This is a genomic window from Mucilaginibacter flavidus (assembly GCF_024055575.1).
Classification (GTDB): Bacteria; Bacteroidota; Bacteroidia; order Sphingobacteriales; family Sphingobacteriaceae; genus Mucilaginibacter; species Mucilaginibacter flavidus.
Genome location: NZ_JAMXOE010000018.1, coordinates 102,014 through 114,194 on the forward strand (window position 1 = coordinate 102,014; position 12,181 = coordinate 114,194).

Below are 12,181 nucleotides of genomic sequence, written 5' to 3' on the forward strand. Positions count from 1 at the left end.
TATGCTTAACCCCAAATCTTTTACCTGATCTGCCAAAGACTTAATGACCCAATAATCATCCCATTTGCAAATTGCCATTTGCAATTTGCCTTACTTCAGCTTTATCCAATGTAAGCCACAATGCCAGTATGCATCCGTAGCTGCCGCCGCGTTCAATCCATTCAAATATTTCGTAATGCGGATAAAATAGTTCGCTGATGACTTTCCACACAAAAAAAACGAGGATGACTGAACGTACTGGCTTGATAAGAACGGTTATTGCCGCAGCCAGCTCTAAGGCACCAATAATATGTGCGGTGGTTGCCGGATTGTTAAAGCCAAGTGAAATATATTGCCCCATTAAACCCTTCTTTTCGATAAGGTTAAGCCAGCCGTGGCCGGCAAGCAACAGGAACACTACCAGTTTTAAGCAGGTTACAACATTTGTCAGCATTTTGGCATCCGGTTGCTCAACGGGATTAACTACAGTGAACCAGCTTTTGATATTTAAACGCACGCCACCCGATAGTATTAATAATGCAAGTGGCGCCCCAAAGTTGCCTGCACGTTCGATAAACTCAGCAAACGGCTCACCCGACATTGGGCGCATTAGCGCAGTAGCAGTGCCCCAAATAACAAGCCAGATTGGGACAATTCTTAGTGGGTAAACCAACATAAGTATACCGCAGAAAATATCAAAAGAGCCTACCCAAGGCATTAAATGATAGGCCGCTACTTTTCCTATACCAGCTACTGCGAAATAATTACACCAAATAGGTTTAGTAATAATGCCGAATGCCCCATGACCAATAAAACACATGGCAGATGCAAAACGAAGCGTATAATAAAGTTTTTGTTGAAGGTTTAAATTCAGCATATAATAATCAGGGTTGCAGCCCGGGCAATGCTATCGCTGCCAATTTTTTCAATCATTTAATCTAATTCAGGGCAGGTTAAATCTATCGGAAAAAAAACAGAAACAAAAATTTTGTTATCCATTTTTGTTAAATGCTACAAAAATTTGATAGTAACGGCGTAATAGAATGGTTTAGCGGCATAAAAAAAGCAACTATCTTCATAGCTGCTTTAGTATTTTAAGTAGTTGACTAATGTCGCTTAGAAATGCAGACCAATACCAAAAGTGCTTTGCAATTCAGTAATTGGCTGTTTTGTTACTAATCTTCCGGTTCCGTTCAATGCTGAAATATCGCCTGTAGTACTGATTTTTATCCCGTCGGATTTTACGTAATTAAAACGCACACCAATATCCCATCCTTCAGCAAACTCCCAACGCAGGCCTGCGTTACCGCCATAGGCAAATGCACTTCCTTTTGAATCGTTTTGAGTGATAGTAGTGGAAGTGTTGTTTTTGTTTGATACGAAAATGGTGTACACGGGTGTTGAGGTCACTTTAATTAAGCCCGCATCTGCACGCAAATCAAGGATGAATTTACCGTAAGTGAAGGAATATTGCGGCCCGCCCATAAAGTTAATGCTATGGTAACGACCAACCGACTGTACCAGGGTAGAGTTTACCTTTAATATTTTATTGTAACCGTTGGCAAGTACTTGTACATCGGGTATTGTTAGTTCGCCCTGATCCTGGAAAGTTAATTGTGCGCCTATACCAAAGTTTTTATAAACGTAAACTCCGCCTTCGAAGCCCATAACAATGCCTCTTTTGGCAAACCCAGACTTGAAATTTTCGTAAGTTGTATTTTTAAAGTCGCCCATAGGAGTTGAAACACCGCCAATGAGGGCCAGATAGCTTTTAACGTATTCTTTAGGTTCTGAGTCTTGTGCTTTAGCGTAAAAAGAAATAAGAGTAATAATTGAAATTAATGTAAGCGTTTTTTTCATTTTATGGTGTAAGGGCGTTTTACCTGTGTTTTGTCAATATTTTTACCAGTGCAATTCCATCGGTTATGCAAACGTGTAAAGGAATGCAATAGTATCCATATTAAATCTTAAAAAATGTTAAATTTTAGCTGTAATAAAGCTGCTTATGGCATTAACAATATGCGCCAACACGCCGGCTCAATTAAGGCGCTAAAATAAGGCTAATAAATCATTTGCGGCACAATTTGTTTAATTACTTCAATATTTAGCCTTCAAAAATTACCCCGAAATGTAAAAACAGCCGTCTTTTGCGTTAAAAAGACGGCTGTTTATATGGTAGTTTAGGCAGCTTAAATTTAATTTATTGCACGTCCCACCACATCCGGCTGGTTACTTTATCCCCGCCGGGCATGCCCGCTACTGCTGCATTATAGTTTGTGGTATTTACCTGCTTATCAACCGACGAATAGTACATCCTGCGCGGAATAGCCCCCGGCGACTGGCTGCCGGTAAAGGATACCGGAATTAAAGCCGGGAAACCGGTTCGGCGGTAATTTGCCCAGGCCTCGTACTCGTCAAAAAATGTGCAGGCCCAATATTGCGTATTTATCATATTAAGGCCATCGGTAGGATCATATGGATTGTCTGCTAAATACTGCTGTGCGTCAGCGTCGGCAACAACGCCGGCAGCGCCAAAAACAGCATATTGTGTCATGGCCGCAAGTACGCCATTGTTGTAGTGTTCTTGTGCATCGCCGATTCCCCAGCGCGAGGCTGCATCAGCCAGCAAAAACTCTGATTCAGCATAAGTTAAAATCAACGTTGGTGCGGTTGCGTTGAATATAATGGGGCTGGGGCGCGAGTACAAATTCACGGCGCCCAGCCAATCCGGAGAATTAGCGATGCCATGGGCAGTGGCGCCATTATCATAACCATTGTACAATCCGTGCTGGTCCGCAGGATCAGCTGAACCGCCTGAAGGGTCGCCGCCCGGGGCAAAGTCAGGCGGGTAGGTGTAAGCGAGTACAGGCAGCCTTGGATCGTTATTATCCTTTAAAAAGCTAATAAATGTATTGCTTATTTGCCCTGACAGCTGGATGGCGCCATCTTCGCCGATACCACGGTAAATGCGGTTAATGGTAAGCGGGTCGTTAGTGCCGTGTGCAACTATTGCGATATCATCGTTGCTTTGCATAGTTTTGCCGGCCAGTTTAGTTACATAGGCTTTTGCTGTATTTGGATCAACCTTGGTTAGCCGCATAGCTATCCTCAATAATAATGTGCTGCCGAATTTTTTCCACGCGCCAATTTGGTCGCCTGCTTGTGAATAGAATAAGTCGCCGGTAGGTTTGTCCGCGGTAGCGTCGAGGCTATCAGTTGCCTGTTCTACTTCTTTCAATAAATCTGTATAGATATCCTTTTGCTTGTCATATTTCGGAAAATAAATGCCTTTGGTATAGGCTTGCCCTGCCTGGAAGTAAGGCACATCACCATAAACATCGGTTATACGCTCAAACGCCATTGCCTTCATTATCCGGGCAATCTGGTGCAGGTTTTTGTACTGGGGCTTGCCTTTGGTATTGGTATACAAGTCGACAGCATTTTTTATGGTAGATGTGTAAGTATGATCGAAAAAAGAACCCCAGCCGCCGCTTGTTGGCGCGCCGGTATATTTATCGCCGAAAAAGTAGGCAGATGTTGACGCCCAATGTTGAATCATACATCCTGCACCTTGTATTTCGGTTTCTTCAACCTCGATAGCGTTATCGGTACTGCCGGTATAGTAAAGCTGGGTAGCAGTTAAAATATTGTTAGGGTCGAACACATTAACCGACACCGAATTTGGGTCGGTATTGGTTTTTATCAAGTCCTTTTTGCACGATGCAAAGGCCATCAATATAACGGCGACTGCAAGTATGGATTTATATTGAATTTTCATGTTAAGCGGTTTATTATGTTTTTCAATAGTCATCATCTTAAAATTTCACGTTTAGGTTGAAACCGAGCGTGCGGGTATAAGGCACTTCGGCCTGTTCAATACCTTGCGGGCCGTTTGAATAATTCGATTCAGGGTCGATATTAGGCGTGTGCTTCATAATAGTAAGCACGTTGCGCGCCACAACGCTGAGTGAAATTCCCTGTATTTTATTATTAAACATGCTTGCAGGGAAAGTGTAACCCAGTACGATCTGCCTCAATTTGATAAAACTATCGTTATATAAAAACATCGAGCCATTGTTGCTCATGGCCGCATAATAATCCTGAGGGTATAATTGCTCGGTGCCATAACGCAAATCGCGGCCAACCAGGGTTTCTTTGGTTAAACCATAGGTGTAGGCATAATAATTGGTTCCCGAAAATATTTTACCACCAAATTTACCGTCGATCAATACCGAAAGGTTAATACGCTTGTACTTGAAATCGCTGGTAATACCGGTTGTAAGCGGGCTTATACCCGAACCTAAAACTTTATAGGTAGCAAAGGCTGGGTTGGGTGCACCGGTTGTTGGGTCGATAATTGGTTTGCCGCTGGCATCGCGTGCAGGGTCTAAAGCAAAAATCTGGTACGCCGATTTACCCAACACCTGCGACATGTAAGCAATACCATTGCCTTCATCCTCGCCTGCACGTGAGTAACCGAGCGGGTAATTTGTTGAGCCGGTTGAAAGCGACAATACCTTGTTTTGATTGTAGGTGATGTTGAGCGTTTCCGTCCACGTAAAATTTTGTGTTTTTACAGGCGAGCCCGATACCAGAAACTCTATACCCTTGTTTTGTATAGTACCTGAGTTCAACAAAACAGCATCGTACCCCGATGTTTTAGATGTAACGGCCGGTATAACTTCATCGCTTACTTTCTTATCATAAACGGCTAGGTCAAAATGTAAACGGTTCTTAAACATGGTTATCTCGGTACCAACTTCAAGCTCCCGGGCTGATGATGGCCTTAGTGCGGCATTAGGCACAGTGCCGCCATTAGCAATATTGCCTATGGCGTGTCCGCTCAGGTTACCAATATTATTATAGCCGAGTAAGGTTTGATAAGGCTGATCAGCCTCGCCGCCTACATTGGCGTAGCCTAACCTTAGTTTTCCAAGATCCATCCAATCCAAATGCAACAGTTCGGAAAACACGAACGAACCACTTACCGATGGATACAGGTAATTTGTTTTACCTGGCGCCAGGGTGGAATACCAGTCGTTACGACCGGTAACGGTTAGGTACAGGTAGTTTTTGTACGAAAGATCGGCGGTTCCGTAAATAGATTTATTTACAACTACCGGGTTAGCCTGATATTCGGTTGGGCTGGCCAGGTTGCCTACGGTGTAAAGGTAAGGGGTTTCAAAGGTGTTACCTGTAGCATCCAACTGGTCAACAACCTGTTTGCGCGAGTTGGCACCCAATAATACGCTGACGTTAAAATCCTTTGTTACTTTAAATTCCTTGCCCATAATTGCATCGATGTTCAACTCTGTCGATTTGATGTTTTCTTCAGTCATCGCGCCATCGCTTTGATAGGCCGTGCCATTAGGCGTAACTATGGTGTTGCGGTCGGCAAAATAGTCTTCGCCAGCACGGAACTGCAGGTAAAAGCCGTTGTCAAAAGTATATTTAGCATCTGCCGACCCTATAAAACGGTTTCGCCGCGTATTGTTTATGAATTTATTAGCCACAAAATAAGGGTTAGTTGTATAAGCATCATCCAAAAACTGGTTTTCTGATCCATCTGCTTTATAGCCGGGGGCCAGCGAGGTAATGTTTACGTTGGCCGGTAAAAACATAGGGGCAAAGTTCAGGCTGCCGGCTGCGTCAGACACGCTGGGCCTGTTATGCGTAAACGCATTAATATATTGCGCTTTTAACTGCAACGAGAGGTGCTTGTCGAACTTGTAATTGGTCGATAGCGAAAATGATTGCTGCTGATAGCCTGCATTAGGTATAATACTGTTGTTGTGCAGGTCGCTTGCCGAAAAACGAAGGCTCCCGTCGTCGCCTAAGGCTTTACTTAGCGCTACCGTGTTGGTAGCCGCGCCGCCATTTTTGTAAAAGCGTTTCATGTTGCCGCTAACTGCCGAATATGGCCTCTCAACGCCATCAAACTGAAAAACTTGTGAGCCATCGAGCTTTGCCCCCCAGCTTGACAATCCGAGTTCAAATGCATCATTGCCGCTTGTTGGTTTATTGCCTGCCGAGCCCTGACCGTAAACTTTCTGCCAGTCGGTATTATCAATTACACTCTGAATAACGTAATTCGAATTGATTTCGACGCCGATACCCTTGGCATTTTTGCCGGATTTGGTGGTGATTAATATAACACCACGGCTGCCGCGGTAACCATACATAGCTGATGCTGCTGCCCCTTTTAAAACAGTTACAGTTTCGATGTCATCTGGGTTAATATTGATAGTGCCGTCGCCACCATCTGCGCCGCCGTAGCCGCCGCCAACATCGGTTTGCCGGTAATTGCTGTTTTGCATCGGGATACCATCTATTACATATAATGGCTGGTTTGAGCCAGTAATATCAGATATACCGCGTATAACCACATTTGCCGAACCTCCGGGCCCGGTTGCCACGTTGCTAACGTTTACGCCCGCAACACGGCCCTCAAGGCTGTTCACAAAGTTTGTTTCGCGGGCTTCGGTAAACGATGATCCTTTAATTTCGGTAACAGAGTAGCCCAGTGCCCTGGTCTGCTTTTTAATGTTTAAAGCGGTAACAACTACATCTTTTAGTTGTTCGCTTGTGGCATCCAGCTTAACATTTAGCACTGTTTTGCCTGCAACGGGCAATTCCACTGTTTTGTAACCAATATAAACAAATACCAGTGTGGCTGCCGGGTCAACTGTAATAGTGTACACACCGTTAGCGTCGGTGAACGCGGCCTTATTGCCGCTTTTAATATTTACAGTAACGCCGGGCAGGGTTTCGTTTGTTTGCGCATCGGTAACTTTGCCTGTAACGGTTACCGTGTTTTGGCCTAATGCGACGCCGTTAAATACCAGGTTAATAATTGTTAGTAAAACAATAATTCTGGAGATAGAAGCTGTTTTTTGAAAGTAAATGTTTTTTCTCATAGACTGAATTTTGAAGGTAAAAGGTAAATTTTGTGCACTTAAATAAGAACAATTTCCTGTAATTTAATGCGTAGCAACTGGGAGTATACCGCATAATTGATAGGGTTAGTAAAGATAATGTTAAAATGATATCAAAAAACGAGCGCACAGATATTTTTTGTACCATATTTGTTACCTGGTTTTTAGCTGTGCGCAAATAAAATAAGGATAAAAAATGCAAGGTGGTATGTGCTTTTATAGCTATCTTCATAAACGTTTATTTAATACCAGTAACCCTGCCAGTTACCTGATATGTTATCCCGAAAAAAAAATAAGACAATAACAACATTGGTGCCCATGGGCAATTGTGTATCCCGCCGGATAATGTCTTTGTATGCTTTACTTATTGTTATTTTTATTACGGGCTGTACCGGGGATGTGAAAAATGAAAAGCAGCCACCATCAAAAAATACTGCTGTTACTGTTCCTACCCATGCCTGGAAGGCCCCGGATACAGTTACTATTCCAGCGGGCAAAGCCGGTGAAATGATCAGGTACGGCCGGGAACTTATTGCACATACCGCAAATTACCTCGGCCCAAAAGGCAGCGTCGCGCAATTAACAAACGGCATGAATTGCCAAAACTGTCATTTAGATGGCGGCAGCCACTTGTTTGGGAATAATTTTGCCAGTTTTATAGCCACTTACCCTAAAATGAACCCACGATCGGGCAAAGTTGATATTGCCGACGACAGGTTTGTTGAATGTTTTAAACGCAGCCTTGGCGGTAAAAGCCCCGACACTACCAAGAAAGAAATACAGGCAATGATGGCCTATATGAAATGGATTGGCAATAAAGTGAAACGGGGGGCAAAGCTATTGGGCAACGCTACTGAAAAACTTCCATATTTATCCACTGCTGCCGATACAGCTAAAGGGCGCCTTGTTTTTGTTGCCAAATGTAAAAGCTGCCACGGCAGTAATGGTGAGGGGCTGTTTGCCGTCGATAAGAAATCGTACACCTATCCGCCGCTGTGGGGAGCACATAGTTATAACGATGGCGCAGGAATGTACAGGATCGGCAACCTTGCCGGTTTTGTAAAAAATAACATGCCATTTGGGGCAACGTACAAAAAACCTCAATTAAGCAATGAAGATGCATGGAACGTTGCGGCCTTTATTAACTCGCAGCCACGCCCGCATTTTGATAATAGCAAAGACTGGCCGGCCATTGATAAAAAACCTATCGATCTTCCCTTTGGCCCATATGCCGATAGTTTTAGTGAAAAACAGCATAAGTTCGGGCCGTTTAAACCAATTGCCGCGTGGCAAAAAACACACCCATCAAAAAAATCATAATTATGAAGAACTACCTTTTATTGGCAACTGCATTTGTATTATTAATCTGCTCAAAACAAGCTACGGCACAAACCGACCCGGCCAGCTTTACCGGTGCGCAACCTAAATTGGATCATTACGACGCATTGTATGTTTTAAACTCAGGCGACGACAAAAAAATACATGGCATTATCCGCAATATGAACAATGCACTTGAAGACCCGCGTCTGAAGGGCAAGCTACACATTGAACTGATTGTTTTTGGCGATGGCGTGGCCGTTTACATGAAATCGGGTAGTTATGAACAGGCATTAAAAGATTTGCAGGCCAAGGGCGTAGTACTGGCCGAATGCAGCAATACTGTACGCGAGCGAAAGATTGATAAAAATGATTTGTTTGATTTTATATCATACGTACCCAGCGCCAATGGTGAGATTATTTTAAGGCAATATGAGGGTTGGGCAGAGGTGCATCCATAGTCTCTTTTTAGGGACTATGCTATTTTATCTGCTTCAAATTTTATTAGATTTGACTATACAACCAATTGTCCTGTTTAACACCTTTTTGATTACCGCTTATGAAAAGCAAATCCGATCGCAGGGTTTTTCTGAAAAATATTGGCGTAGGCAGCGCGGCAGCATTGTTGCCGGTTGGCTCGTTAAGTTTTGCTGAGGCTAAATCAGTTGACGCCGATAAAACGGTGTCGCCGGCACCATCGCCGGGCAAACGAAAATATAACAGCGAGTATACCGGGCAGCACCTTAACCGAGTGGCTTTCCCTATTGGCGGACTTGGCGCTGGTATGTTTTGCATGGAAGGCAGCGGTGCAATTTCGCATATGTCGGTAAAAAACAAACCCGAGATTTTTAACGAACCGGGCATGTTTGCGGCAATTTGCATTAAGGGTGTTAAAAATGGGGCTAAACTGCTTGAAGGCCCTGTACCCGACTGGAAAAAATTCGGGTTACGTGACGCCGCAAATGGTCTCGGTGGCTCAACAACAGGCCTGCCGCATTTTCATGATGCAAGCTTGAAAGCAAGGTTTCCGTTTGCATACCTTGATATTGCCGACAACGACCTGCCATTAAAAGTGCAGGTTACCGGCTGGAGCCCATTTATTCCCACCGATGATGATAACTCAAGCCTGCCGGTTGGTGCTATGGAATATAAATTTACCAATACGGGTAAAAGCGAGGCCGATGCAGTTTTTTCGTTCAATACCAAAAACTTTTTAGGTTTCTATAATGGCCGGGACAAGATAACGGCCATAAAAAACGGGTTCGTCATGACCCAGCTTGGCACAAAGGAAAAATCAATGCGTTCGGACTTTGCCATATTTACCGACGAAGATAATGCTGTTATTGACCATTGCTGGTTCCGCGGTGGCTGGTGGGACCCGGTTACCATGGCCTGGAACGAAGTGAAAAGCGGTAACGTAAAAGCAAACCCGCCAGTTGAAAGCGACGCACCCGGCGCAACGCTGTATGTTCCTTTTAAACTGATGCCGGGGAAAGAAAAGGTCATAAAGGTTATGATGGCCTGGTACACTCCCGATTCGGAGCTTACGTTCGGCGAAATGGGTACCCGCAAAGAAAACTGCGACCCGGCCAGCGGATGCTGTAATTCGCCGGGTGATATCGGTTTAGATAAATATGACAAAGATTTTAACGGTAAATTTTATAAACCCTGGTACAGCAGCCGCTTTGCAACAATTGAAGAAGTGGCCGATTATTGGGGTAAAAACTATATCGACCTAAGGAAGAAATCTACATTATTTAAAGATGCTTTCTTTTCATCAACACTGCCGGCCGAAGTGCTGGAAGCAGTAGCAGCCAACCTTTCGATACTGAAGTCACCCACCGTTATGCGGCAGTATGATGGAAGGCTTTGGAGTTATGAAGGCTGTGCCGATGATAATGGCTGCTGCCATGGCTCGTGTACGCACGTATGGAATTATGCACAGGCTATACCGCATTTGTTTCCTGCACTTGAACGTAGTTTAAGGCATACCGAATTTTGCGAAAGCCAGGATGTCAGCGGGCACCAAACCTTCAGGGCTAATTTGCCGATACAGCCTACGAAGCACGATTTTCATGCTGCTGCGGACGGACAATTGGGAGGTATTATGAAAGTCTACCGCGAGTGGCGCATTTACGGTGACAATGTATGGCTGAAAAAGATGTATCCGATGGTAAAAACCAGCATGGACTATTGCATTGCTACATGGGATCCGCGGCATCGCGGGGCCATTGAAGAACCGCACCACAATACCTACGATATTGAGTTTTGGGGCGGCGATGGGATGCACACCAGCTTTTATTGCGGGGCGCTAAATGCCATAACCGCTATGGGCAAACACCTGAATCTGGATGTTACCAGGTACGAGGACCTTGCCAAAAAAGCAAAGAACCTGCTGGAAACAGAGCTATATGACGGCGAATACTTTATACAGGAAATAAAATATAAAGATTTGAATGCCAAAAATCCGGCAACGGCAAAATCCTTTGGAGGCGAATATTCAAAGGAGGCACAGGCGTTGATGGAAAAGGAGGGGCCAAAATACCAATACGGCAAAGGTTGTTTGTCCGATGGCATACTTGGCGCCTGGATAGGGCGCATGTGCGGTGTGCCTGAAACCATTGACCCTAAGAAAATTAAAAGCCACCTGCTGGCCGTACACAAATACAATTTAAAGGAAAATCTGAGCGAACATGCCAATCCACAACGCCCTACATATGCATTAGGTGACGAAGGCGGCCTGCTGCTTTGCACCTGGCCCAAAGGCGGTAAACTCTCGCTTCCATTTGTTTACAGCGACGAGGTATGGACCGGTATTGAGCACCAGGTAGCATCGCACTTAATGTTGATGGGTAATGTAAAAGAAGGATTGGAAGTAGTACGCGCTGCGCGGGATCGCTACGATGGCAAAATCCGCAATCCATTTAACGAGTATGAATGTGGCAGCTGGTATGCACGCGCCTTGTCGAGCTATGGATACTTGCAGGCATTAACAGGTGTGAGGTACGATGCAGTTGACAAAACGCTGCATATTGATTCGAAGATTGGCGATTTTACAAGTTTCCTTTCAACCGAAACAGGTTTTGGAACGGTGAGCCTGCACCAGGGTAAACCAGTCGTAAAGGTTGTTTATGGCAAAATTGATATTGGGAAAACTTTGGTATTGGGTAAACAGGTTTAATAAAAAGAAACAAGAATAATTAAAAGTCATTTGGCCATTTTTATAAATTAACCCATGAAAGTTGAAGCAGGGAAGGTTGTATCGCTTCGTTTCGTAATGAAAAATGCTGCGGGCGATGTAATTGAAGATATTATGAACCAGCCACCGGTTGAATATTTGCACGGTTCCGGGAATATATTGCCGTCGCTGGAGGCAGGCGTGGAAGGACTGCAGGCAGGGGATGCAAAGCGCTTTGCTTTCAAAAACAACGGTTCGGACGATGAGTTTCAGATTGATTTGGTTGTTGATGCTATACGCCCGGCAACTGCCGAAGAAATAAAGGGGGGAAGACCCGAAAAAAAAGCAGAAATATGCGGACCGAATTGCTGCTGCTAAATTAATTAGCTATTAATTTGTAACGACCGTTACATCATTGCTATTTCGTTTATACCGCACTTGGCGGCTATTTAGTCGGATTTGCTGATAAGCTCAGTGCCAGATTCGATAGCTAAACCTATTTATGTGGCCTATCTTTATAGAAACCTGGGCGTCATTGGATAATTAAACGTACCTTGCGCACTTATCAAACAAATCATGGCAACAGGAACAGTGAAATTTTTTAATGAATCAAAAGGATTCGGCTTTATTACACCAAGCAACGGTGGCAAAGACTTATTTGTACACGTAACAGCTTTAAGTGGCCAGATCCGTGAGGGTGATGAGGTTACTTTCGAGATAGAAGAAGGCAAAAAAGGACCGGGTGCAGTTAATGTTAAAATAGCTTAAGCGT

9 protein-coding genes are annotated in these 12,181 nt (G+C 44.2%); 5 read left to right on the plus strand and 4 right to left on the minus strand.

The features are described 5' to 3' along the window. Nucleotides 1–55: 55 nt before the first annotated feature. From NAF19_RS22240 to NAF19_RS22255, 4 genes are all read right to left on the minus strand, one after another. Nucleotides 56–856 carry a hypothetical protein gene (locus tag NAF19_RS22240; RefSeq protein WP_252792546.1) on the minus strand — a complete coding sequence of 267 codons (801 nt, stop codon included), beginning with the start codon at nt 854–856 and terminating at the stop codon, nt 56–58. A 239-nt stretch (nt 857–1,095) separates the two neighbouring features. Next, nucleotides 1,096–1,839, minus strand: coding sequence for an outer membrane beta-barrel protein (locus NAF19_RS22245; RefSeq protein ID WP_252792547.1), 744 nt, complete (start codon nt 1,837–1,839; stop codon nt 1,096–1,098). 340 nt (nt 1,840–2,179) lie between these two features. Beyond that, a complete protein-coding gene (locus NAF19_RS22250; protein ID WP_252792548.1) occupies nt 2,180–3,757 on the minus strand; it encodes a SusD/RagB family nutrient-binding outer membrane lipoprotein in 1,578 nt (525 codons plus the stop codon). A 37-nt stretch (nt 3,758–3,794) separates the two neighbouring features. Continuing rightward, nucleotides 3,795–6,896: a SusC/RagA family TonB-linked outer membrane protein gene (locus NAF19_RS22255; protein WP_252792549.1), complete on the minus strand. Its 3,102-nt coding sequence runs from the start codon at nt 6,894–6,896 to the stop codon at nt 3,795–3,797. Nucleotides 6,897–7,313: 417 nt separating this feature from the next. Here NAF19_RS22255 and NAF19_RS30850 point away from each other — a divergent pair, with 417 nt between their 5' ends. From NAF19_RS30850 to NAF19_RS22280, 5 genes are all read left to right on the plus strand, one after another. Beyond that, nucleotides 7,314–8,234 carry a c-type cytochrome gene (locus NAF19_RS30850; RefSeq protein ID WP_252792550.1) on the plus strand — a complete coding sequence of 307 codons (921 nt, stop codon included), beginning with the start codon at nt 7,314–7,316 and terminating at the stop codon, nt 8,232–8,234. A 2-nt stretch (nt 8,235–8,236) separates the two neighbouring features. Further along, nucleotides 8,237–8,692 carry a DsrE family protein gene (locus NAF19_RS22265; RefSeq protein ID WP_252792551.1) on the plus strand — a complete coding sequence of 152 codons (456 nt, stop codon included), beginning with the start codon at nt 8,237–8,239 and terminating at the stop codon, nt 8,690–8,692. A gap of 98 nt (nt 8,693–8,790) precedes the next feature. Further along, complete coding sequence (locus NAF19_RS22270; protein WP_252792552.1) at nt 8,791–11,412, plus strand: GH116 family glycosyl hydrolase; 2,622 nt, start codon at nt 8,791–8,793, stop codon at nt 11,410–11,412. 54 nt (nt 11,413–11,466) lie between these two features. Beyond that, nucleotides 11,467–11,787: a peptidylprolyl isomerase gene (locus tag NAF19_RS22275; RefSeq protein WP_252792553.1), complete on the plus strand. Its 321-nt coding sequence runs from the start codon at nt 11,467–11,469 to the stop codon at nt 11,785–11,787. A gap of 198 nt (nt 11,788–11,985) precedes the next feature. Then, the gene (locus NAF19_RS22280) at nt 11,986–12,177 is read left to right on the plus strand and encodes a cold-shock protein (RefSeq protein WP_252792554.1); all 192 of its coding nucleotides are present in this window, start codon (nt 11,986–11,988) and stop codon (nt 12,175–12,177) included. Nucleotides 12,178–12,181 lie beyond the last annotated feature (4 nt).

Bases quoted from the DNA above. Each gene is read 5' to 3' on its own strand.
- NAF19_RS22240 (WP_252792546.1), bottom strand. From the start codon at position 856: ATGCTGAATTTAAACCTTCAACAAAAACTTTATTATACGCTTCGTTTT.
- NAF19_RS22245 (WP_252792547.1), bottom strand. From the start codon at position 1,839: ATGAAAAAAACGCTTACATTAATTTCAATTATTACTCTTATTTCTTTT.
- NAF19_RS22250 (WP_252792548.1), bottom strand. From the start codon at position 3,757: ATGAAAATTCAATATAAATCCATACTTGCAGTCGCCGTTATATTGATG.
- NAF19_RS22255 (WP_252792549.1), bottom strand. From the start codon at position 6,896: ATGAGAAAAAACATTTACTTTCAAAAAACAGCTTCTATCTCCAGAATT.
- NAF19_RS22265 (WP_252792551.1), top strand. From the start codon at position 8,237: ATGAAGAACTACCTTTTATTGGCAACTGCATTTGTATTATTAATCTGC.
- NAF19_RS22270 (WP_252792552.1), top strand. From the start codon at position 8,791: ATGAAAAGCAAATCCGATCGCAGGGTTTTTCTGAAAAATATTGGCGTA.
- NAF19_RS22275 (WP_252792553.1), top strand. From the start codon at position 11,467: ATGAAAGTTGAAGCAGGGAAGGTTGTATCGCTTCGTTTCGTAATGAAA.
- NAF19_RS22280 (WP_252792554.1), top strand. From the start codon at position 11,986: ATGGCAACAGGAACAGTGAAATTTTTTAATGAATCAAAAGGATTCGGC.